Below are 22,520 nucleotides of genomic sequence, written 5' to 3'. Positions count from 1 at the left end.
CGCCTACCCCGCGCCGCCGGGGCGGGCGGTCACCTCCACGTGCGCGCCGGGCACGGCGTACACCCGCACGGTGGCGGCCCGGTCCGGGCGTGCGCCGGGGTCCGGGGTCCGGGCGAGGCCCTTGACGGCGAGGCGCCAGCCCCCGGGGCGCGGCGGCAGGGACACCTCGGTGACGCCCGCCCGGGCCCGGTAGGCGAGCCGGTAGACGGCCCGCTCCGGGTCCCACGCGGCGGTCGGTCCGGTGCCGGCGACGGCCGGGGCGTAGGGGGTGGCCGTCCGCTCCTTGTTGGTCAGGAAGCGGCCCTCCGCGTCGAGGGCGCAGTAGCCGCCGCCGTAGCACCACACATAGCCCGCCCAGCCGGAGCCGTAGCGGTCCAGGGAGGCGAGGGCGTCCCGGTAGAAGCGGCCCATGTGCGGCAGGGCGTTGTTGAGCGGGCCCCACTCCCCCACCACGACGGGCACCCGGTGGGCGCGCGGATAGCGGGTGACGGCCGCCTCGTACGCCTCGATCCAGCCGGCCGAGGGGTCGTAGTCGGCGCCCGCCTCCATCGCGGTGTTGTAGAAGTGGGGCGCGTAGACGACGCGGCGGTCGTGGATGCGGCCGAGGCCGGTGGGGACGCCCTCGCCGACGATGGGCGTGGGCTCGACGAAGAGCCAGGTGTGCGGGTCGACGGAGCGCACCGCCCGCGCCAGCCGGTTGTACATCGGGGTGAGCTGCTCGCGCTCGATCCGGCGGGCGGCCGTCGGCAGGTCCTCGCCCGCCCGCAGCTCGCCCATGGGCTCGTTGATCAGGTCGTAGCCGATGACGGCGGGGTGGTCGCGGAACCGTTCGGCGAGCACCCGCCACATGCGCTCCTGGGCGCGCCGCAGGTCCGGGTCCTCGTAGAGGTGGGTGAACGCCCGCTGCACGGCGGGCTCGAAGTACTCGGCGAACCAGTCGTCGGGGTGCGGGGCGAACGGCAGCCCGTCGGTCCTGGTCGCCCACGCGGGGATGCCGCGGTGGCCGAAGGCGGGCCCGAAGACGTCCTGGTGGGCGTCGATCAGGACCTGGACGCGGTGCTTGTGCGCCCAGCCGAGGACGCGTTCGATCTTCCGGAGGTACGCCTCGCTGTACTGGCCGCGGCGGGGCTCCAGGTCGTCCCAGAAGACCAGCAGCCGGGCGAAGTTGAAGCCGTGGGCGCGCAGGTCGCGGAAGTGGCGCTCGGTGATCGCGGTCAGGGCGTCCTCGCCGCGTCCGGACTTGTCCTCGACGTTCCAGCCGCGCAGGGTCAGGACCCGGCCCCGGTCGTCGGTGAGCGGCGGGATGCCGTCCGGGGCGGTTTCGCGGGCCTGGGCGGTGTCGCGGGCGTGGGCGGTGTCGCGGGCGTGGGCGGGCGGGGCGCCGAACAGGAGAGCGGCGACGCAGACGAGGACGGCGAGCAGACGGCGGTGCATGGGACCTCCGGCACGGTCGGTCGTGCGTACGACGGTGCCGGAGATCCCATCAAAGGGTCTGACGGGGCATCAAGGGTTGGTCAGCACAATCTTTCCGAAGAGGTCCCCGGAGGCGATCCGCTCGAAGCCCTCCCGGGCCCGGTCCAGCGGCAGCACCCCGTCGATCACCGGGCGGACGCCGGTCGCCGCGCAGAAGGACAGCAGGTCCTCCAGCTCGTCCTTGGAGCCCATGGTGGAGCCGACGACCTTCAGCTCCAGGAAGAAGATCCGGGTCAGCTCCGCGTGCGAGGGCCGGTCGCCGCTGGTGGCGCCGGAGATGACCAGGGTGCCGCCGGGGCGGAGGGACTTGACGGAGTGCGACCAGGTCGCGGCCCCGACGGTCTCCATCACGGCGTCCACCCGGTGCGGCAGCCGCGCGTCCGGCTCGAAGGCGTCCTCCGCGCCCAGCTCGACGGCCCGCTTCCGCTTGGCCTCGTCGCGGCTGGTGGCGTAGACCCGCAGCCCGGCGGCCTTGCCGAGGACGATCGCGGCGGTGGCGACCCCGCCGCCCGCGCCCTGCACGAGGACCGAGTCGCCGGGCCGGACACCGGCGTTGGTGAAGAGCATCCGGTACGCGGTCAGCCAGGCCGTCGGCAGACAGGCGGCCTGCTCGAAGGACAGCTCCTTCGGCTTGGGCAGCACGTTCCAGGTGGGGACGCTCACCTGCTCGGCGAAGGTGCCCTGGTAGCGCTCGGTGAGGATGGAACGGGGCTCGTCGGGGCCCACGCCGTGGCCGCTCTGCCCGATGACGGAGTGGAGGACGACCTCGTTGCCGTCCTCGTCGACCCCGGCGGCGTCGCAGCCGAGGATCATCGGCAGCTTGTCCTCCGAGAGCCCTACGCCCCGCAGCGACCACAGGTCGTGGTGGTTGAGGGAGGCGGCCCTCACGGTCACGGTCGTCCAGCCGGGACGGGCCTTCGGCGCGGGGCGTTCCCCCAGTTCGAGGCCGTTCAGGGGCTGGTCGCGGTCGATACGGGCGGCGTAGGCGGCGAACATGGCCCCGAGCGTAGGGCGACGGGGTGCGTGGCGGAACCACACACCGGTGTGACACGCATCCCGTGACGTGCCCCTGCCGACCGGGGCCGCCCGGGCGGCGGGCGACGACCTCGCCCCGCCACGGGGCCGGGTCCGCACCCGGCCGGTCGTGGGCCCGCCCCGCCGAGCCGGGACCGACCCACGCCCCATCCGCACCCCCCGCACGCCGAGCCGGGACCGACCCACGCCCCATCCGCACCCCCCGCACGCGGAGGCGGGACCGACCCACGCCCGGCCGCAGGCCCCCACGCCGAGGCGGGACCGGCTCACGCCCGGCCGCAGGCCCCCACGCCGAGGCGGGACCGGCTCACGCCCGGCCGCAGGGCGCGGTGCGCGGGCAGCGGGGCGCCCGCTCGGGCGGCCCCCTGCCGCACGCCGGGCCCGCCCGGGGCACCGGGTGGGGTACCCCGGGCCCGCCCGGGGCACCCCACCCGCACGCGGAACGGGCCGCATCCGATGCGGATGCGGCCCGTTCCCGTGCCCCGTACGCGGCGCGCCTGCACGCCCCCCGCGCCTCAGCGGCGCGCGACGCCCTCCGCGCGCGCGGTCGCGGCCACCGCCGCGGTGACCGCCGGGGCGACCCGCTCGTCGAACGGCGAGGGGATGACGTAGTCCGCCGACAGGTCGTCACCGACGACGTCCGCCAGCGCGTTGGCCGCCGCGATCTTCATGCCCTCCGTGATGCGGGAGGCCCGCACCTGGAGCGCGCCCGCGAAGATGCCGGGGAACGCGAGGACGTTGTTGATCTGGTTCGGGTAGTCCGAACGGCCGGTGGCCACGACCGCCGCGTACTTGTGCGCGACGTCCGGGTGGACCTCCGGGTTCGGGTTGGCCATCGCGAAGACGAACGCGCCCGGGGCCATCGAGGCGACGGCCTCCTCCGGCACGGTGCCGCCGGAGACGCCGATGAACACGTCCGCACCGGCGAGCGCCGTCTCCAGCGGGCCGGACAGACCCGCCCGGTTGGTCAGCTCGGCCAGCTCCCGCTTGACCGGCGTGAGGTCCGCCCGGTCGCTGCTGACGATGCCCTTGCGGTCCGCGACCGCCACGTCGCCGATGCCGGCCTCCAGCAGGAACTTGGCGATGGCCACACCGGCCGCGCCCGCCCCGGAGATGACCGCGCGCAGCTCGCCCAGGCCGCGCCCGGTGAGCCGGGCGGCGTTGCGCAGGGCGGCCAGGGTCACGATCGCGGTGCCGTGCTGGTCGTCGTGGAAGACGGGGATGTCCAGGCGCTCCTGGAGCTTGCGCTCGATCTCGAAGCACCGGGGGGCCGAGATGTCCTCCAGGTTGACGCCGCCGAAGGAGGGGGCGAGCCGGACGACGGTGTCGACGATCTCGTCCGCGTCGGTGGTCGCCAGCGCGATCGGGACCGCGTCCACGCCGCCGAACTGCTTGAAGAGGATCGCCTTCCCCTCCATGACCGGAAGAGACGCCTCCGGCCCGATGTCGCCGAGGCCGAGCACCGCGGTCCCGTCCGTCACGACGGCCACGACCTGGGACTTCCAGGTGTAGTCGTGGACGAGGTCGGGCTGCTCGGCGATTGCGGTGCACACCTTGGCGACGCCCGGTGTGTACGCGAGTGACAGGTCGTCCTTGTCCCGCACCGGCACAGTGGCCTGGACGGCCATCTTGCCGCCGCGGTGGAGCGCGAAGGCCGGATCGAAGGGCTCGTCGGCACCCTCCGTGTCGGCGCTGTCGCTGCGAGGATTGACGATCTCCGCTGCCATGGGTTGACCCCTTAAGTCTTCATCAGTTGAGGGTGGCCACTCCTGGTTGAGGAGCGGTGGGCGGGCACCGCGTCCGAACCCTGCGCCAGGCGGTTGGCCCGCCTTGGCAGGGTGTGTCTCGCACGCGCGGGCGCGCCGCACAACGCGCCCTGAGCCCCGGATGAGGGGTGTAAGGATCCTTCTTACCGGACAGACCTCACCGTCAGCGAGTCGTTTTCGTCCAGGTGACGCGGCTCATAGCCGGTAACCCGGGCGTCTCTCCCGGTCCGGTGGAATCCGCCCAGAAGGCCCATCGGCGGGAGATCTTCCGGCAGGAAGCCGGAGTCTCGGCAAAGATGCGGCCTTGTTGCACCGACCACCGAGGTTCCGATGTGTCCCGTTACCCGATTTTGACATGCGTGGCCCCCTGAATGGGCTAGTCCGAATGGCAAGATGCCGAAAACGAACAGGGTCGCGACACTCGAAGGAGAGTGCACGACCTTCTGGCACACCCCTCTACACACGCCGGAGGACCCCGATCATGACCGCACGCACCCCCCGTCGCACGACTGCCGCCAGGTCCCGTCTCGCCGCAGTCGGCGCGATCGCGGTCGCCGGCGCCCTGACCCTCTCGGCCTGCGGCGACCAGACCGACGGCGGCTCCAGCGAGGAGACGAAGACCGGCGCGGCCTCCACTGCGCCCCTCGCGGACAAGCTGCCGAAGGCGATCAAGGACAAGGGTGTCATCACCGTCGGCTCGGACATCGCTTACGCGCCCATGGAGTTCATGGACGAGAACAACAAGCCGGCCGGTGTCGACATCGACCTCGCCAACGCCCTGGGCGAGGTCCTCGGGGTGAAGTTCCAGTTCGAGAACGCCACCTTCGACCAGCTCGTGCTCGGCATGAACAACGGCCGCACCGATGTCGTCATGTCCTCCATGACCGACACCAAGGAGCGCCAGCAGGGCGCGAGCGAGGACGCCAAGGGCGGCGCCGACTTCGTGAACTACTTCAAGGCCGGCTCGGCGCTGCTGGTCCAGAAGGGCAACCCCAAGAACGTCAACTCGCTGGACGACCTGTGCGGCCTCACCGTCGCCGCCCAGCGCGGCACCGCCAACGAGACGCTGCTCAAGGACCAGCAGAAGAAGTGCGGTGACAAGAAGATCAAGGAGTTCATCTCCGACCAGGACACCGACTCGATCACCCAGCTCCAGACCAAGCGCGCCGACGCCGTGATCACCGACTTCCCGGTCGCGCTCTACAACGAGCTGAACGCCGGCGGCGGCAAGCTGTTCCAGGTCGTGGGCGACCAGATCGACGCGGCCCCGTACGGCATCGCCGTCAGCAAGAAGAACCCCGAGCTGCGCGACGCCGTCCAGGCCGCCCTCCAGAAGATCATCGACGACGGCACCTACGGCGAGGCGCTCAAGAAGTGGAAGGCCGAGTCGGGCGCCATCGAGAAGGCCACGGTCAACGCCGGGCAGTGAGCCGGCGCCTGAGGACCCCTCCCTACGTAAGGCAGCAACTCCGTGACTGACCCCCTCGACAAGGTCCCCGGCGACGTCCCACCGGACGGCGACGGGGGCTCGTCCCCCCTCAAGACCGCCTCGGCGGCCCCGGAGATGATCAAGGCCATCCCCGTCCGGCACTACGGGCGCTGGATCAGCGCCGCGATCGTGCTGGCGCTGGTCGCCCTCCTGGTGAACGCGTTCGCCGGGGCGAACATCCAGTGGAGCGTCGTCGGTGAGCAGATCACCAACGGCACCTTCGCCCGGGGCGCCTGGGAGACGCTCAAGATCACCATCTACTCGATGCTGATCGGTGTCGTGCTCGGCACGATCCTCGCGGTGATGAGGCTGTCGCCGAACCCGGTGCTCTCCTCCGTAGCCTGGGCGTACATCTGGTTCTTCCGCGGCACCCCGGTGCTGGTCCAGATCCTGCTGTGGTTCAACCTCTCGATCGTCTTCGAGTACCTCGACCTCGGGTTCTTCTACAAGGACGAGATGAACCAGGTGATGACGCCGTTCGTCGCCGCGCTGCTCGCCCTGGGTCTCAACGAGGCCGCCTACATGGCCGAGATCTGCCGGGCCGGCATCCAGTCCGTCGACTCGGGCCAGACCGAGGCGGCGCACGCGCTGGGCATGAAGGGCGGCAAGACGATGCGCCGTATCGTGCTCCCCCAGGCGATGCGCGTGATCATCCCGCCGACGGGCAACGAGTTCATCAACATGCTCAAGACGTCCTCGCTGGCCTTCGCCATCGGGTACGGGGAGCTGTTCCTCCGCGGCCGCGAGTTCGGGTCCCGGACCCTCGCGATCATGGAGGGCTACATCGTGGTCTCCCTGTGGTACCTGGCCCTGACGACCGTGTTCACGATCGGCCAGTACTACCTGGAGCGCTACTACGCCCGCGGCGCGAACCGCCAGCTGCCGCCCACGCCGCTCCAGCGGCTCCGGGCCCAGCTCACCTCGTTCCGCGTGCCGAGCAAGGTGGGAGGGACGACCGTATGACGTCCACGACGGCACATCCGATGGTCAAGGCGGAGGGCGTCCACAAGTCCTTCGGCCACGTCAAGGTGCTCCAGGGCATCGACCTCGAGGTCGCCCCGCGTGAGGTGTTCTGCCTGGTCGGCCCGTCCGGCTCCGGCAAGTCCACCTTCCTGCGGTGCATCAACCACCTGGAGAAGATCAACGGCGGCCGGCTCTCGGTCGACGGCCAGCTGGTCGGCTACCGCCAGAAGGGCGACAAGCTCTACGAGCTGAAGGACAGCGAGGTCGCGGCCCAGCGCCGGGACATCGGCATGGTCTTCCAGCGCTTCAACCTCTTCCCGCACATGACGGCGCTCGCGAACGTCATGGAGGCCCCGATCCAGGTCAAGGGCGAGTCCAAGGCCGTCGCCCGGGCCCGCGCGGAGAAGCTGCTCGACCGGGTCGGCCTCGCGGACAAGGCGGGGAACTACCCGTCCCAGCTCTCCGGCGGCCAGCAGCAGCGCGTGGCGATCGCCCGCGCGCTCGCGATGGAGCCGAAGCTGATGCTCTTCGACGAGCCGACCTCGGCCCTCGACCCGGAGCTGGTGGGTGACGTCCTCGACGTCATGCGCGGCCTCGCCGAGGACGGCATGACGATGATCGTCGTGACGCACGAGATGGGCTTCGCCCGGGAGGTCGGCGACTCGCTGGTCTTCATGGACGGCGGTGTGGTGGTCGAGTCCGGCCACCCGCGCGACGTCCTCGGCAACCCGCAGCACGACCGGACGAAGTCGTTCCTGTCGAAGGTGCTGTAGAGCGAGAGCGCCGAAGGCGCCCGGGCGCGGGACGCCACGGAGGGGCGGTACGGACCACGGGTCCGTACCGCCCCTCCGGCGTTCCTGCTCCTGCGTTTCCGCTCCGGCGTTCCCTGCTCCGGTCCGCGTGCTCCGGCGCGCGGGGGCGGCCGCGCGGGGGCTACTTCACCGCCAGCACCAGCGCGTCGCTCGGGGACGCCCAGACCGTCCGCGCCTCGCCGAAGCCCGCCGCGCGGAGGGTGTCCGCGTGCCAGGTGGCGGAGGGGGTGTCGCCGTCCGCGTGCTCGCCGTAGATGCGGAAGCGCTCGGCGGTGGGCGCGGCGAGGGCCGGGTCCGCGGCGGCCAGGGCCCACCATTCGGCCCAGTCGACCGCGCCGGCCTCGCGGGCGCGGTCCATCGCGGCGTGGCGGTGGGCGGACTCGGCGGCGTTGATCCGGGGCGTGGCCGGGTCCTTCATCCGGTCCGCGTTCATGAACACGCCGTCCGGCCGGACCAGCCCCGCGAGCTGCCCGTACAGCACGGCCAGCGGCTCGCTGTGCAGCCAGTGCAGCGCGGTCGCCGTGAGCACCGCGTCGTACGAGGGGTACGGGAGGGCCGACGTCCACTCCGGGTCCTTGAGGTCGGCGGTCACGAAGGTGACCCGCTCGTCCCCGGCGAAGTGGCCGCGGGCGATGGTGAGCAGCGCCGGGTCGAGGTCGACGCCCGTGCTGACCGCGTCCGGGAACCTCGCCAGCAGCCGGTCCGTGATGCTTCCGGTGCCGCAGGCCAGGTCCAGGACCCGGGGCGCGGTGCCGACCGTCGCCTCGACCATGTCGAGCATGATCCGGAAGCGGTCCTCGCGGTCGGGCATGTACCACTCCTGCTGGCGGTCCCAGCTCTCCTGCCACGCCCGCCAGTCGGTGCCGGCCTTCCCCGCCGGGCCCGTCCCCGCGCCCGGCCCCGCACCAGCCCCCGTCTCCGTTCCCGTACCGGTTGCCGTCTCCACCACCGGAACCCTCCCGTCCGTAATACCCTCGAAGCGATGGCGGCCGTTACGCCACCGTTACGCCGACAGTAGACCGTCCCCGTAAGGACTACAAGTGGAACTGGCCCATTACTCGGATTACGCGGTGCGCCTGGTGAACACCGAGGAGCCGGTCCGCGAGAAGGACTCGCTGACCTCGGTCGAGGCCGTGCGCGAGCTGTTCGGCGCCTCCCAGCAGGCGGCCCGGCGGGCCACCGAGGCGGACCTGTCCCGGTTCCGCGGGGTCCGGGCACGGCTGCGGGCCGTGTTCACCGCGGCGGACGAGGGCGAGGAGACCCGGGCCGTGGACCTGCTGAACTCCCTGATGCTGGAGTACCCCGTCAGCCCGCAGATCTCCGGCCACGACTTCCGCGACGACGACGGCCGGCCGCTCTGGCACATGCACCTCGCCGACCACCCGTCGAACGCGACCGCGGGATACGCGGCCATCGCCGCGATGGGCCTCGCCTTCCACCTCACCGAGCACGGCGTCGACCGCCTCGGCCTCTGCCAGGCCGCGCCCTGCCGCAACGCCTATCTGGACACGTCCACCAACCGGTCCCGCCGCTACTGCTCCGACCGCTGTGCCACCCGGGCGAACGTCGCCGCCTACCGGGCCCGCAAGCGGCTGGAGACCGAGCGGTCCGCCAGCACCGGGCGCAGCGCCGAGACGACCCAGGACGCCACGTAGAGGGGGGTGCGGCGGCGCCCCGGCAGCATCGGCCGGTACCGGGCGCGCACCCGGGCGAGCACCAGCTCGTCCGGGACGGGCCCGAAGGCGCGGCTGTCCACGACCTCGTCGTCCGGGTTGTCGCCCAGCACCCACCAGCCGCCGGAGCGCCGCTCCACCAGCCGCTTCACGATGAGCAGGTCCTGCTGGAGCGGGTGGCGCAGCACCGCCACGTCCCCCGGGCGGACCTCCGCGCCGTGGTGCACCAGGAGCTGGTCGCCGTGCCGGAGCGTCGGATACATCGAACGCCCGGTCACCTCCGCGACGCCGAAAGGCGGTCGCGCCTGACGCACCTGCTCACTCATCGGGGCACCTCCGGGTCCACCGTACGTTCGGCCACGCGTCCCGTCCCGGCCCCGGACTTTTGTCCTAAGCCCCCGGGGGCACTCGGGAAATCACGCTTCTCACGGAGTAATGTCCCACCTGAGAAGACGATCACGAGGAAGGACAGCTTCATGCTCTCCCGCCTGTTCGCCCCCAAGGTGAAGGTCAGCGCCCACTGCGACCTGCCCTGCGGCGTCTACGACCCGGCCCAGGCCCGCATCGAAGCGGAGTCGGTCAAGGCCGTCCAGGAGAAGTACCAGGCCAACGAGGACCCCGAGTTCCGCACCCGCGCCGTCCTCATCAAGGAGCAGCGCGCGGAGCTCGCCAAGCACCATGTCTCGGTGCTCTGGAGCGACTACTTCAAGCCGCCGCACTTCGAGAAGTACCCCCAGCTCAACACGCTGGTGAACGAGACCCTCAAGGCCCTTTCGGCCGCCAAGGGTTCGACCGACCCGAAGACCGGTGAGAAGGCGCTGGAGCTCATCGCCGAGATCGACCGGATCTTCTGGGAGACGAAGAAGGCCTGACCTTCCGTCCCCGATCCGAAGGGGCACGACCGCCTGGCGGTCGTGCCCCTTCGGGCGTTAAACGGTACGAGCAACTATGGGAAGCTGCGAGACCCATGCCGCAAGCTCGTCCAGATGCTCGGGTTGCAGCCCGAGACGCGGGACGGGCTGAATGAGGAAGGTCGGCACTCCCCTGTTGGTGCGCTCCGTGGCCCAAGCGTGGTCGAGGTCTGTGAAGTCGTCGTCGATCCAGACGGCGGGAGCGTCACCGAGCCAGGCGTCGACGTGGTCGCGCTTCCAGAGGTAGCCGTTGGGGTGGCTGGTGGTGATCTGCGGGCGCGGGAGGTCGATGTAAGGCAGGGTAGGAAGGTTGAGGAGCGGGCCGATGAGGGCGGTGGCGTCCTGGCGCCAGCTGGTGCACCAGACCGGGGTGACCAGGCCGGTGCGGATCACGTCCATGAGCAGGCGGCCGTGGTCGGGGTGGAGCCAGACGGTGACCGGGTTGTCGGCGCTGCGGCCGGTGGGGACGACGTCGTGGCGGGCGTGGGTGGCCGGGGTCGAGCCGTCCGCGTTGGGGAAGGGTATGAGGACGCCGTCGATGTCGATGAGCAGGTAAGGCGGGCGCATCGGTCCTCCATAGTCCGGATGAACGCGGATGTCAGAGCTTGCGGGCGCGGATCAGCAAGGTGGTGGGCCAGTGGCCCATGCGGGGGTCGTGGAACTCCTGGGCCGAGGTGAGCCAGAAGCCCGCCCGGCTGAGGTGCTTCTCCCAGCGGTCCGTGGAGAACTCCCATCGGGCGATGGGGAGCCGGGTGCGGTCGGGAAGGGTGACGTAGTCGCGGCGGGGCCGGTCGTCGCCCGAGGGGCTTCGGCCACCACGCTGTGGGTGCGGGACGGAGAAGGCGAGCACTCGTCCGGGCGTGAGGCGTTGGGCGATGGTCGGCAGCAGGAGTTCAGGGGCGACCAGGCCGACGGCGCCGAAGACGGAGTAGATCGCGTCGAACTGCTCGTACTCGTCGGGGGCATGCAGGTAGTGCAGGGCGTGGCTGGCGACGAAGGTGAGGTTGTTCAACCGCCCGTAGTGGGAGCGGGCGCGGCGGACCTGCAGGCCGACCAGGTCGACGCCGGTGACGTGGGCGCCGATTGGGGTCTCCCCTGCTCGCGCGGAGCCGAGAGCTTGGGGAAGGGTGGCGAGGTGGGCGGCGTTGTGGCCGGGGCCGCAGCCGAGTTCCAGGAGTCGCTTGCCGCGTAGGTCGGGGCCGAGGATCTCTGCTCCGGGCCCTTGGCCGGGCCTCGTGGTCCATTCCATCCGCGCAGGCACGGAGAGGGGTTCGGCGAGTCCGGCGGCGGTGCGTTGGACGGCGTGGGCGTGCCAGGGGGATGCCTGGGCGAGCACGTCAGATCTCCAGGAGGTGGAGGACGTCGTTGAGGTGGCGGCGGACGGTCTTGAGGTAGGCGGGGTCGGTGGCCGGGTCGTTGATCCATCGGATGGCCTGCTCCATGAACCACTCGACGGCCCACATGCGGTGCCAGCCCAGGGCCCAGTTCTCGGCGGTGAGCCCGCCGCGCGGGGCGAGGGCGTCGGGGGTGCCGCCGGCGGTGACGTACTGCTCCAGGAAGACGCGCAGGCGCACGGGGTGCGGGGGTTCGATGGTGCCGTGCCAACTGGCGAGGTCGAGCAGGCCGGGGCCGGTGAAGGCGCGGGCGAAGTCGAGCAGCCGCCAGCCGCGCTTGCCGATGTGGAGGCTGGTGGGGTGGAACTCGGAGTGCACCCATCCGAACGGTTCCAACGTTGCTCCGGCCGAGCGGGCCTCGGCGGCTTGGGCGATTCGGTCGAGCGCGTCCTCGACGTCGTCGGTGTCCTGCCACCGGTCGGCCTTGCGCAGCTGTTCGAGGTGTTCCAGTGCCCGGGCGGGGAGCGTGCGCAGTCGGTCTTGGTCGAGGACGGGCAAGGGCGGGGCCGTACGGGTGCCGTGCAGGATCACGGCCGCGGCGACGCCGTCAAGGTCGTCGGCCTCCCGGGCGGTGGGGCCGAGGTCGTCCATCAGCATGCCGAGCCAACCGTCGCGGACGGCGGAGGCGTGGACTTGGGGGACGGGGACGCCGAGGGCATGGGCCAGGCGGAGGGACTGGTCCTCGCTGTCAAAGGGCTTCTTGGCGTACTTGAAGACGGCCGTGGAGCCGCCGGGGAAGGTCACGCGCTCAACGCCGGACATGGACCACACGCGTACCTCTTCCCGTACGGCGGTGGTCTGGCCGGTCGCGGTGAGCAGGTTGTCGAGGAGTTCGGCGCTGGGGTTCGTGGTCACGGGAGGGCTCCGGGGAGGGGTGGTGGCGTCCGGGGCGGGCGAGGGATGCCGGCCCGCCCCGGAGCCTGATCGGGTGGTGGGTTACGCGGCGGGGTTCACGCGGTGGGCGTAGACCTGCTCGATCCAGCCCGCCTTGAACGCGGCGAGGTCGTCGCGGAAGTTCGCCATCGAGGCACCGTAGGGCGCGACCACGCCGCCGGACTGGTCCGGCACGGACTGGCAGCCGTGCACGAGCCGGCCGCCGAGCGCGGCGTGGGCCTTGATGGACTCGATGCGGCGGTGCTCGTTGAACCAGCCACCGTGGTAGACCTCGTCGAGCATCCCGCCCATCTCGTCGTCCAGGTCGAAGACGACGGAGGTGGCGGCGGGGAAGAACCAGCACGGGCCGACGTTGGAGATGTGCCCGTCCAGCTCGACCTTGTTGAGCGCCATGAGCGTGGCGGCCTCGCGGAGCATCCGCAGGTGGTCGGCGGTGATCTGCGGGATGCCGAGGCCGGCCAGGTGCTCGTCGCGGAAGAGGTAGGCGTACACCTCGTACGCGGTGGCCAGGACGCGGGCCACATCGGACGTGGACTCGCTGTGCTGCTTGATGAAGTCGAGCGCGAGCTGCTCGACCGCGCTCTCGGTCGTCTCGTCCACGTCCAGGAGCTGGGACTTGACCAGCTCCCAGTCGGCGACGAGCCAGGTGCTCGACTCGAAGCGGAAGAAGTACGCGGCCGGGTCGATGGTGATGCGCCGGCCGTCGACGTGGATGCCGGGCAGGCGGCTCCAGCGCGGGTCGAACGCCTCGGGCAGCTCGACCGTGATGGCCGTGGTGTCGATGGTGGTCACCGTGTCTCCGTCTCTGATTGGCCGGGTTCGGGCACAGGAATGCCCGAGCCCGGTGTGGGCGTACGGAACTTCGGGGTGCCGCCCGGACCAAGGGGGGAGCCTGGATCACGGTTGCGCCGTTCCGGGCGGCTGCTGATAAGTGAACCGGTGGTCACGCTCAGTGGGTACGGTGGTGGGCAGTTGAAGCGGTATACGCGGTTTACAGCTCCGGGGTGGAGGCGATCGTGGCGGCGCAGCGAGAACCCAACTCCCGTCTGCGCGACGCCATCGACGCGGCTGGCGGCACTTACGAGGCCCTCGCCAGAGACGTGCGGCGCATCGCGGCCGAGAACGGCGAGATCCTCCAGACCAACAAGTCGGCCATCTCGCACTGGGTGAACGGCACCCGTGCCCCTTCGGGTCGGGTGGGCCAGTACCTGGCCGAGGCGCTGTCCCGCCGAGCGGGGCGCACGATCACCCGTACCGAGATCGGCCTCCACTCCGGCGGTGACGAAGAGCCGACGGAAGCTGACCCCGTCCTCGCCGTCACCGACCTGGGCCGCGCCGACGTCGAGCGCCGCCGCTTCCTCGCCATCGCGGCCTTCACCACCGCCGGCGTCGCCATGCCGCTCGGATACGACCACGAAGCCACCACCCGCATGCTCCGCGCCCGCACGGGCACGTCCCTGGTCGGCGCGGAGGACGTGGACGTCGTACGCCAGATCACCGCGGCCTTCAGCGCCGCCGACGAGCGCCTCGGCGGCGGGCACGGCCTGACCACCGTCACCGCGTACCTCGCCGACACCGCCGCCCCCATACTGCGCGGACGCTTCCCCAGCGAAGCCTTACGCCGGGCCGCCTTCGGCGCGGTCGCCGAACTTGCCTACCTCGCAGGGTGGAAGCACCACGACCTCGGCCAGGAAGGCGCCGCCCAGCGCTACTACCAGGTCGGCTACCAACTCGCCTGCGAAGCCGACCCCCACGGCCACGCCGCCTGGATGATGCGCGCCCTCGCCCATCAGGCCCTGAGCCTCAAGCAGCCGCACCACTGCGTCGACCTCGTCGAGGGTGCTCTCCGCCGGGGCCTCGGCCACGTCGACGGCCAGACGGAAGCCCTCCTCCACATCACCCACGCCCGCGCCTACGCAGCCACAGGGGAGAGTTCGTCAGCAGCACGCGCCCTGCTCGCCGCCGAGGACGCACTCCGTCGCGACGACGTCCCCCAGCCCAGCTACTCCCGCGTGAGCGGTCCCGCCGCCGGCACCGTCGCCAGCCACACCGCACGCACCCTGACCGACCTCGCCGACCACATCGGCACCGAGCAGCAGCACCGCGACGCCCTCACCCGCTGGGACCCCCAGAAGTACAAGCGCGTCCACGCCCTCACCCACGCCGACCTCGGCGACAGCCTCGCCGCCCAAGCCCGCGCCGACGAAGCCGTCGCCGCCTGGACCCAGGCCCTGGTCCTCATGGAGGGCATGACCTCCGACCGGACCCGCAAGGCCATCTCCTCGATCCGCTCCACCCTCGCGGTCTATCAACGCCGCCGCGTCCCCGGCGCGGCCGATCTCGCACGCCGAGCCCGCGAAGCGCTCGCCTAGCATGCCCAACAACCCGCCCGACGAAGGGAACCCCGTGGCCCAGCAGACCGACGCCCAACTGAAGGCACTCAAGCCGGCCCTCGAATCCATGACCCTGCTGGTCGCCGCCGTCATCGTCCACGACAAGGCCACCAATCGTGTCGTCCTCCTCCAACGCAGCGAAAACGCCAAGTTCGCCCAGGGCATGTGGGACCTCCCCGTCGGCAAGAGCGAACCGGGCGAACCCATCACAGAGACCGCGGTCCGCGAGCTCTACGAGGAGACGGGCCTCACGGTGAAGCCCGAGTCCCTCAAAGTCGCCCACGTCATCCACGGCGCCTGGGGTGTCGAGGCCCCCAACGGCTTCCTCACGGTCGTCTTCGCCGCCCACGAATGGACCGGCGAACCCGAAAACCGCGAACCCCGCAAGCACTCCCAGGTCCGCTGGGTCGACGCCGACGCCATCCCGGAGCCCTTCGTGGACACCACTTCAAGCGCCCTCCACCGGTACCTCGCGGGAGGCCCGGAGGTTTCCCTCAACGGCTGGAGGTAGAGGAGGGCCCATACCCCGTAGGGACTGAAGGGAGCGGTGTTGAATCTCCTCATTCATTTCTATGCAGCCGTGTCGGCTCTAACCACTCTCGTGACCCCCACCGCGGTTCTGTCCGGTTTCGTATTTGTCGCCCGCCCCGTCAGAAAGCCAGGACGCGTACTCAACCGAGCTTCCTTCCTGCGGAACCGGACGCATACACGGGTGCGGACTCTGATTCACGAAGCCGAAGGCGCGCTGAACGGACTGGGGATCCAACATCCAGAGCAGTGGGGGGAGGCCGAGCTGAAGACCTGGGACCTGGCTGGGCGAGGGCGTCGAGTGGTTTCCCTCTCTCTTCTCCTCCTGTGCCTCATCGCTATCGGCACGGGCGCGTTGCTCACCATGCTCACGGAGCACCGGTGGGCCATGGCCATGGAGATGTGGCTGCCGTCGTATGCGTTCCTCCTGCTCACGGCGCTTTACGTCCAACTAGACCTGATAGCCGTCAAACGAGGACGATCCCCTGCCTACGCCCAGTGGGCTGCCGTGAGCACTCTCGTGGCCTGCCAGACCCAGGCAGACGAGAACCAAGCCACCTCCGTGACCACGGCACAGCTCAGTAGGAACGTAGACAGACTTAGCGACGCACTCCTCATGTACGCCCAGTTCGGTGTCTCCCGCAAGCCAGGAACGCGCGCAGCCTTGCTGACGCAGTGCGCCGCCATGTCCCAGCAGCTGGAGAGCGCATTCGAGACCAGCCTTCGTGATCGTTCCCAGGTCAGGGTGCTCGCGGAGCACATCGTGCACTTGATCGACGCCCTTGGGCGTCAGGAGCCCCTGAATATGGTCCCTGCGGCAGAATCCGCTCCCACAGAGTCCGTGCCCGTAGGAGGATCACTCTCGTGGCGTATGGTTCTGGGCCACCTCCTGGCCTTCCTGACCGGAGTCGGGCTAATTGCGGGGTTCAAGGCCCTTGGGGTCAGCGCCGAGTACCTGCTTCTCCTCGCTCCGCTGATCTACCTCGTAGTGCAGATTCCCTACTTGGCAACAGGCAGAATCCCCATCGCCTTGCGGCACCTTCCACGCCTCGAAGCACCCATGCCCGAGCCCGCGCCGGACAGTGAAGTCCGCACGTCCGATTCCGACGCTTCAGCCGATGTTCCACGCCTGCTCGTGCCGACGCCTCAGAGGCACAACTGAGCCAGCGGATCGCCTCCCAAGAAAGCCTGATTCGGATCAACCACCTCTCGAGTTCATAGGCGACTGCCTGATAGCCGCACCGTCCTCCAGGAGCGTTTCCTCCCGATGACCGAGCCCACCTCCCGCGTCCGCGAGCTCAACCTCCACCGCCAGTACTTCGAGCTCGTCGCCGCAGGCACCAAAACCATCGAGGTGCGGGTCAAGTACCCACCTCGCCGGCCTCACCGCCGGCGACCAAGACGCACCGAGCGGGAGGGCGCAGGAGATTCTTCGCCAGCCAGCCGTAGTGCCCTCCTTTCGTCTGACGGGCTCTGTCAGTGAAGGCCGGTAACGTCACCCGTGTGGCCTCGGCAACAGGAGCGTGCCGGGTACTGGAAGAGGAGCGGCCGTGACAAAGTTTGTTTCTGACGCAAAGCCGTGGAATACGGTGGACGGTCCTTCTCTGGTGCGATCGGCCGCCGCATTGCAGCTGATTTCCGAGAACATCCCTTGCCTGGTCAGGCTGCAGAGGCTTGCTGCTGTCGGCGCCTGCCTGCCAAGCCGTCCTGAAGCCCCTCGCCTGTCACCGAGCAGGATCCGGTCACTGCTGAAGGATCCGGTGATCGGCAGTGCGGCGGTCCGATCTCAGGAAGATCCATACAACGACCTGTACACAGCAGAAGTGCCGTTTCACGGCGGTCCCTACCTAGTCGCCCAGGGGCTGACGGAAAGGTCGGCGTACACACTCGGCCTGATCCTGCGCAGCGTCTTCGGACCGGAGGGCAAGACGCTTCCCGCCACCTTCCGGCGCGAGGCAAGCCAACTGGTCCAGGTAGTACTGCGCATGAGCCACACGGCGCTTCTCCGCGCAGGGCTCGCTCGTGGTGTCATCCCGCCTACAGCGACCAGGGAGGAGGTATTCGTACCAGGAGAGCATGCGCTGAGCGCACTATGCGAAGCCGTCACCTTCGACGAGGCCGCCTTGTCCCGGATCGCGCCGCCGCAGGCGTTGCAGGTTTTGGACAGCCTGAGTATCCGACCAGGCACGCACACTTTCACAGCGGAGCTCGGCCCTGACGACGGAATGATTCTCACGCCGCTGCTGACCGTCGGTCCGACCGTGGTCATCGCGAATCCAGGTGAACTGTCCGCAACCCTGCGTCATCGTCTCCTCGTCCTCGCCACAGAACATGGCTGCGACCCTCAGCTCATCCAGCTCGTACGCGCATGCGTCCTGAACGAAGCCACCGAAATCCTGATCGGCTGCGGGGCAACGCCGCTACCCTCGGCGGCACAAGTCGATGATGATCCGCAGATCAGCCGCCGCCAGTTCACCTTCGCCGATGACAAGCACCTCGACCTGGCAGTCGTGACCGATGACCTGTCTGACTACGATGCCCAGACCCCCTACGGGCACTGGGATGCTGCCAGAGTCATGCAACAGCTGCATGAACTGCACGAAACACCAGTCCATCCTCTACAGGGTGACGCGCATTGCCTGCGGCTCATCATCAATCAAGGTCTGGGCCGCTCCTCGTTCTTCGGCCTGCGCAAGTCGTCACGAGTCGGCCCTCGTCTCGCCACCACCGTCGATGACCTCCGCGTTATGGCGGAGCTCGACGGCACGGACCCACTGTTTCTGTGGCGCTTCGCTCAAGCGGACGAAAAGCTGCACACCGACGCCATGGTCCACTCCTTCGGCACGCTCGACAACTACGGCATGTACCGTGACAACGAGTACAGCTACTACCTGTCGGATCAGCGCAGGCCGAACGTCGTTATGGTCAACTCCGACTTCAGCCAGGCGTTGCGAGTCGAGGCCCACCAGCGGTACGACCATCACGTGGTTGCCAGCCCTCACCGCCCTGCTCTCGTTCCAGTTCTCGCCCTATACGGCGTGGACACCGCACCGATCTACCGGACACATCCCACTGTCCCGGAAGACGAACTGCTTGTGGAAACCGCAGGCCTTCAGGTCTGGATCGGACCTAGTCAGGACACAGCAGGTGCCCTGGAATCCTTCCAAGAGATGGTCATTGAAGCTGTCGCCTACTGGGCCTGGCAGGTCTCGCTCGCGGCGCCCAACGAACTACTCGCAATGGCCGACGACCTGGGGCGTGTGCGGATCACGGTGTCCTTCGACAACGCGGACGCCTGGTTGAAGGCTCTGGCAGGACATGTCACCCAGCCCGGTGATAAGGCCCCGGCCCCCTGGATCGCGCGGCAAGCGCGTAGCGCAGGGCTCATTCACCTTGAGCTGCTGGCCGCAGGCGTAGCTTCCCTCCTGGTGGAGGACAACAGCGCCGACCGCGTGATCGTCCAGGTCCTGGCTGAAGCCATGGTTGGCAACGACAGCGACCTCGTGGTCAGCGACCTTGTCGAACGTCTCGCTCCTGTCGGTCACAAGAAGATGCTGCACGCACAAGCCCGACCGATGCTGTTGCGCCCAGGGCGGCTACCTGCCGCCCGACTTGTGCAGCCAGCTGCCTCCGCAGTCGTGTTGGACAAACTGGGTGAATGGCTCGCCGCTAAGGGAATCCCGCAGGGGATCGTCTCGGAGGAGAAACGCCTTGATGTGCTCAACAAGACAGTCCAGCACTACTTCCAGCGCATTCAGGACCTGATCGCCAGCTTGGCCCCCGAGGGCCTGATGAACCAGCTCATGGCGCGGCACGAGGCGCTCATCCGCGCAGAGGCTCACGATGATCAGGTCCTGCGGTCCAGACTCGCCTGCTTCGGAACATCCAGCCAGCCCGCCACACAGATCGCCAAGGACAGCAGAAAACGAGTGGCCGCCGCACAGGCAAGCCGTTTCCTCATCGAGTACGCGGCCGCTACCCCACCTTCAGGTGATCAGCCCCTGACCCTAGACACCTACGACACACTCTTGGCGATCGCAGCTGACCTGATCTCTCGAGCCACGCTGTCCGATGCCATCCGGCACGACTTCTCCACCGCACAGCTGTCCCTACTGGAGTCGGGCCGACTCGGCGTCTCTCGCGGTGATCAGTACGAAACGGGAACCGATGCCTTGGCATTGGACCGAGCCCGCGCAGCCATGGCAACAGCTGACCAGATTTCCGCCCCCTCGGCGCCCCGCACGGCCGCAGCCCCTTCTACGAAGGTTGAAGAAGCCATGCTCGCCGAATTCGGGTTCACCCTAACCGAACTCGCACACGGCATGGGCGAAATCATCGCTTTGGGCGATGAAGCGTGCGATGACGAACCATTCACCCTCCCTGCCACCCGCGTCCAACAGCACCTTGGTTCTACCCTGGGTTGGGCCGACGACAAAGCACATGCCTTCCTCGATCGCCTTAGCCTGCGCCCACGCGCCAAGTTCCTGTCCGTGGGCGCCGACGCGTGGCCCTGGCGCTATAACCGTGAGTGGTCCTACACACGACGTCCGCTGGTCCGCTTGACTGGCGTGGACGGCGATGTGCTGACATGGGCGCCCAGGCACGTATGGAGCACGGGCCCCTACTGGGTCGACCTCGTGTATTCCGGCAGGCTCAAAGCCACCTCGGCGACGATGAAGAAGCTCATGGGGTCCATCCGGCAGGACCACAACAAGGAGTTTGAGAAGGAATCAGAAAGAGCCCTGGCTGACGCAGGCTGTTCCATCACGGCCCACAGCGTAGGCAAGGTCGCAGGGCGACGCCTCATGTCGCCCCAGGGGGACGACCTCGGCGACATCGACGCCCTGGGAATCAACCTTGATCAAAGGATCATCTTCATCGTGGAATCCAAGGACTTCGAGATGGCCCGGAACCCCTCTGAGCTGGCCAACGAAGCTGATGCACTCTTGCGAGGAGACAAGAGCGCCGTCTTCAAGATCGCAAGACGAGCTCAATGGATCCGCACCCACCTGGCCCCCACACTGAACCACTTCACCAACAGCGCCGACACCCGAGGTTGGACTGTCGCCCCCGTCGTGGTCACCAGCCGCGACCTGATTTCGTCACGCGTCCTGACATCGGACGTACCAGTCATGGCCATCCACCAGCTGACGGCATGGGCTGCAGCACAGACTCGGCACGGCAAAAGATCCAAGCGCCGCGCTCGCTAGTGCTCCAGCAGGATCTCGCTTTCTGGCCCCTCAGCGTCTAGCGACAGGAAGCCTCATCCGGAGCGGGTCTTCGACTGTCCGAGCAGTCCGCACACAGTCCGCAGGACACCCGATCAGGACCGTCGTACCCCATCGCCAGCCAACAGCAAAAGGCCAGGTCAGCGACCCGCAGCATCCATCACCGCAGGTCACCGACCCACCCCATTACTAGGAGACGAAGAAGGCCTGATCTCCCGTCCCTGCTCCGAAGGGGCACGACCGTTCGCCGGTCGTGCCCCTTCGGGCGTTCCGGGAGACGGATGGGAGATCGTCCGTGCGGGCTCACGCCCGGTCGCCGGCCTCCGGGCGGGCGCGGACGCGGGTGCCGGACGCCGCGAAGGCCGCGCCCGTCGTCAGGGCGGTGCAGGCCGCGGAGACCGCCGCCGTCACCCTGACCGGACGCGGGACGTCCGGGACCTCGCGCAGGGAGCCGTCCGGCATCACGCAGTGGGTGCTCAGGGTGACGAAGCCGATCTCGTAGTCCACCGCGCCCGTCTGGTGCAGCCGGCAGGGGTGGTTGTACGGGAACGGGGCCGAGTCCGCGCCGCCGTCCTGGGCCGAGGCGACCGTCATCATCAGGTTGAGCGCGCCGAGCGACCAGGACCCCTCGGTCACCGCCGCGCAGAGATAGGCGAGGGACACGGCCGCGCGCCTCGGGCCGGGCACGGCGAGGTCGTCCGGCAGGGCCGCCCGCAGGGACCGCACCAGCAGGAACAGCACGGCCACGACGGCGGCGGCGAACACCGCCGGGACGAACAGGATCACGACGGCCCCTCCCCCGCCCGGCCGTTCCGGGCTCCCCGCTGCGGGGCCACCCTAATCCAGGGTGTGGGCGGCTCGGTCCGGTCCTATGCGGGGAGCGGGGCCGACGGGGGCTCGTGCACGGTCGGGGACTCGCGTAACAGCGGGCTCCCGTGGTGCAGCAGCCACTGCCGGTACGGCACCGCGCGCAGCGCGGCCTCGCGGTAGGCCGCGGCCAGGGTCTCGTACGCGGCGGTGAACAGCTCCGGGCTGCGCGGCAGGGCGCAGAGCAGCAGCCGTACCGCCAGCGGGTCGCCCTTCAGCGGGCGGATCGCCATGTCCTCGCGCGGCACCGAGGTCGGCTGGCAGGGGGCGACCGCCTCGCCGACCGCGATCAGGGAGGAGGCCGTGTGGTAATCCCCGTGCAGGACCGTGGGGTTGACCCCGGCCGCGGCCAGGACCCGGCGCAGGCCGTCCCATTCGCCGTCCACCGTCGGGTCGACCATCCAGCGGTCGCGGGCCAGGTCCGCGAGGTCCACCACCGGCGCGGCGGCCGCGGGGTGGTCGTAGGCCATCGACACGAACTGCGGTTCCCGGTCCACCAGGACGCGTACTTCGAGACCGGACGGGACCTGGAGCGGGCAGCCCTCCACCTCGTGGACGAAGGCGACGTCGATCTGGCCCGCCGCGACCATGCGCAGCAGGGCGTTGGCGGAGACGTCCATATGGAGCGAGAGGTCCCGGCCGGGGAAGCGGCCGCGCAGCCGGCGCAGCCAGCCGGCGAGGGCCCGGCTCGCGGTGGAGCCGATCCGCAGCACGGGCCCGTCCTGGCGGGCCGCCGCGGCCGCCGCCTGGGTCTCGGCGACCAGCGAGTTCATCTCGGAGACCAGCGGGCGGGCCCGGGCCAGCACGGTGCGGCCGAGCGGGGTCGGCCGGCAGCCGGTGCGCTCGCGTGAGAAGAGAGGGGCGCCGAGGTAGGTCTCGATCCTGCGGAGCTGGGTGGTCAGTGACGGCTGGCTGACACCGAGCCGCCGGGCCGCTTTGTGCAGGCTGCCGGTGTCGGCGATGGCGCACAGCGCACGCAGGTGCCTCACCTCGAGCTCCATGACACCGAGAGTAGAGCCGCCCCAACCGTCCCACCAGACTCCCTAGTCGGGGCAGTACGGGCACGAGGGGCAGGGCGGGCACCAAGGGCACGG

At 69.6% G+C, this 22,520-nt stretch carries 21 protein-coding genes; 10 read left to right on the top strand and 11 right to left on the bottom strand.

Going from position 1 to position 22,520, the window contains the following annotated elements:
* Window positions 1-3: 3 nt before the first annotated feature.
* The 3 genes from ABZ457_RS09225 to ABZ457_RS09215 form a co-directional block, all read right to left on the bottom strand.
* A complete protein-coding gene (locus tag ABZ457_RS09225; protein WP_359155589.1) occupies window positions 4-1,434 on the bottom strand; it encodes a cellulase family glycosylhydrolase in 1,431 nt (476 codons plus the stop codon).
* Between the two features lie 69 nt (window positions 1,435-1,503).
* Window positions 1,504-2,469 carry a zinc-binding dehydrogenase gene (locus tag ABZ457_RS09220; RefSeq protein WP_359155587.1) on the bottom strand — a complete coding sequence of 322 codons (966 nt, stop codon included), beginning with the start codon at window positions 2,467-2,469 and terminating at the stop codon, window positions 1,504-1,506.
* A gap of 554 nt (window positions 2,470-3,023) precedes the next feature.
* Window positions 3,024-4,235, bottom strand: a complete 1,212-nt coding sequence (locus ABZ457_RS09215) for an NADP-dependent malic enzyme (RefSeq protein ID WP_359155585.1) — start codon at window positions 4,233-4,235, stop codon at window positions 3,024-3,026.
* Between the two features lie 520 nt (window positions 4,236-4,755).
* Between ABZ457_RS09215 and ABZ457_RS09210 the strand changes: the two genes are divergently transcribed.
* The 3 genes from ABZ457_RS09210 to ABZ457_RS09200 are packed head-to-tail and all read left to right on the top strand — an operon-like array spanning window position 4,756 to window position 7,499.
* Complete coding sequence (locus tag ABZ457_RS09210) at window positions 4,756-5,703, top strand: ABC transporter substrate-binding protein (RefSeq protein WP_359155582.1); 948 nt, start codon at window positions 4,756-4,758, stop codon at window positions 5,701-5,703.
* Between the two features lie 42 nt (window positions 5,704-5,745).
* Window positions 5,746-6,726: an amino acid ABC transporter permease gene (locus ABZ457_RS09205; RefSeq protein ID WP_359155580.1), complete on the top strand. Its 981-nt coding sequence runs from the start codon at window positions 5,746-5,748 to the stop codon at window positions 6,724-6,726.
* On the top strand, window positions 6,723-7,499 hold the full coding sequence (locus ABZ457_RS09200) for an amino acid ABC transporter ATP-binding protein (protein ID WP_078521087.1): 777 nt from the start codon (window positions 6,723-6,725) through the stop codon (window positions 7,497-7,499). Before ABZ457_RS09205 ends, ABZ457_RS09200 begins: the two co-directional genes overlap by 4 nt.
* 160 nt (window positions 7,500-7,659) lie before the next feature.
* Here ABZ457_RS09200 and ABZ457_RS09195 read toward each other — a convergent pair whose 3' ends face one another.
* Window positions 7,660-8,349 (bottom strand): class I SAM-dependent methyltransferase, encoded by a 690-nt coding sequence (locus ABZ457_RS09195; protein ID WP_359155618.1) that lies wholly within the window; start codon window positions 8,347-8,349, stop codon window positions 7,660-7,662.
* Between the two features lie 229 nt (window positions 8,350-8,578).
* Between ABZ457_RS09195 and ABZ457_RS09190 the strand changes: the two genes are divergently transcribed.
* Window positions 8,579-9,193, top strand: coding sequence for a CGNR zinc finger domain-containing protein (locus tag ABZ457_RS09190; RefSeq protein ID WP_359155578.1), 615 nt, complete (start codon window positions 8,579-8,581; stop codon window positions 9,191-9,193).
* On the opposite strand, the gene sodX is transcribed toward ABZ457_RS09190, so the two are convergent.
* Window positions 9,112-9,537 carry a nickel-type superoxide dismutase maturation protease gene (sodX, locus tag ABZ457_RS09185; RefSeq protein ID WP_359155576.1) on the bottom strand — a complete coding sequence of 142 codons (426 nt, stop codon included), beginning with the start codon at window positions 9,535-9,537 and terminating at the stop codon, window positions 9,112-9,114. The genes ABZ457_RS09190 and sodX overlap by 82 nt on opposite strands.
* A gap of 150 nt (window positions 9,538-9,687) precedes the next feature.
* Here sodX and sodN point away from each other — a divergent pair, with 150 nt between their 5' ends.
* Window positions 9,688-10,083 carry a superoxide dismutase, Ni gene (sodN, locus tag ABZ457_RS09180; protein ID WP_359155574.1) on the top strand — a complete coding sequence of 132 codons (396 nt, stop codon included), beginning with the start codon at window positions 9,688-9,690 and terminating at the stop codon, window positions 10,081-10,083.
* A 57-nt stretch (window positions 10,084-10,140) separates the two neighbouring features.
* Here the strand turns inward: sodN and ABZ457_RS09175 are convergent, their stop codons facing one another.
* The 4 genes from ABZ457_RS09175 to ABZ457_RS09160 form a co-directional block, all read right to left on the bottom strand.
* On the bottom strand, window positions 10,141-10,689 hold the full coding sequence (locus ABZ457_RS09175) for an HAD domain-containing protein (protein WP_359155572.1): 549 nt from the start codon (window positions 10,687-10,689) through the stop codon (window positions 10,141-10,143).
* A gap of 31 nt (window positions 10,690-10,720) precedes the next feature.
* A complete protein-coding gene (locus ABZ457_RS09170) occupies window positions 10,721-11,458 on the bottom strand; it encodes a class I SAM-dependent methyltransferase (protein ID WP_359155570.1) in 738 nt (245 codons plus the stop codon).
* Window position 11,459: 1 nt separating this feature from the next.
* Window positions 11,460-12,371 carry an aminoglycoside phosphotransferase family protein gene (locus ABZ457_RS09165; RefSeq protein ID WP_359155568.1) on the bottom strand — a complete coding sequence of 304 codons (912 nt, stop codon included), beginning with the start codon at window positions 12,369-12,371 and terminating at the stop codon, window positions 11,460-11,462.
* A gap of 81 nt (window positions 12,372-12,452) precedes the next feature.
* Complete coding sequence (locus ABZ457_RS09160) at window positions 12,453-13,202, bottom strand: hypothetical protein (RefSeq protein ID WP_359155566.1); 750 nt, start codon at window positions 13,200-13,202, stop codon at window positions 12,453-12,455.
* 224 nt (window positions 13,203-13,426) lie between these two features.
* On the opposite strand from ABZ457_RS09160, the gene ABZ457_RS09155 reads away from it, so the two are divergent.
* The 5 genes from ABZ457_RS09155 (at window position 13,427) to ABZ457_RS09135 (ending at window position 20,541) form a co-directional block, all read left to right on the top strand.
* On the top strand, window positions 13,427-14,782 hold the full coding sequence (locus tag ABZ457_RS09155; protein ID WP_359155564.1) for a helix-turn-helix transcriptional regulator: 1,356 nt from the start codon (window positions 13,427-13,429) through the stop codon (window positions 14,780-14,782).
* 1 nt (window position 14,783) lies between these two features.
* On the top strand, window positions 14,784-15,314 hold the full coding sequence (locus ABZ457_RS09150; RefSeq protein WP_359155562.1) for an NUDIX domain-containing protein: 531 nt from the start codon (window positions 14,784-14,786) through the stop codon (window positions 15,312-15,314).
* Window positions 15,315-15,515: 201 nt separating this feature from the next.
* Window positions 15,516-16,493: a hypothetical protein gene (locus ABZ457_RS09145; protein ID WP_359155560.1), complete on the top strand. Its 978-nt coding sequence runs from the start codon at window positions 15,516-15,518 to the stop codon at window positions 16,491-16,493.
* A 105-nt stretch (window positions 16,494-16,598) separates the two neighbouring features.
* Window positions 16,599-16,814: an ASCH domain-containing protein gene (locus ABZ457_RS09140; RefSeq protein ID WP_359155558.1), complete on the top strand. Its 216-nt coding sequence runs from the start codon at window positions 16,599-16,601 to the stop codon at window positions 16,812-16,814.
* 67 nt (window positions 16,815-16,881) lie between these two features.
* Complete coding sequence (locus ABZ457_RS09135) at window positions 16,882-20,541, top strand: hypothetical protein (RefSeq protein WP_359155556.1); 3,660 nt, start codon at window positions 16,882-16,884, stop codon at window positions 20,539-20,541.
* A gap of 321 nt (window positions 20,542-20,862) precedes the next feature.
* Here the strand turns inward: ABZ457_RS09135 and ABZ457_RS09130 are convergent, their stop codons facing one another.
* Together ABZ457_RS09130 and ABZ457_RS09125 are read right to left on the bottom strand one after the other, a co-directional pair.
* Window positions 20,863-21,345 (bottom strand): hypothetical protein, encoded by a 483-nt coding sequence (locus ABZ457_RS09130; protein WP_359155554.1) that lies wholly within the window; start codon window positions 21,343-21,345, stop codon window positions 20,863-20,865.
* Window positions 21,346-21,428: 83 nt separating this feature from the next.
* Window positions 21,429-22,427: a LysR family transcriptional regulator gene (locus ABZ457_RS09125; RefSeq protein WP_359155552.1), complete on the bottom strand. Its 999-nt coding sequence runs from the start codon at window positions 22,425-22,427 to the stop codon at window positions 21,429-21,431.
* Between the last annotated feature and the right edge of the window lie 93 nt (window positions 22,428-22,520).

Source organism: Streptomyces sp. NPDC005805 (assembly GCF_040630445.1).
In the GTDB taxonomy this organism is placed as follows: Bacteria; Actinomycetota; Actinomycetes; order Streptomycetales; family Streptomycetaceae; genus Streptomyces.
The sequence above is the reverse complement of the archived record's forward strand: the minus strand, read 5'-3'. Positions and strand labels throughout refer to the sequence as shown.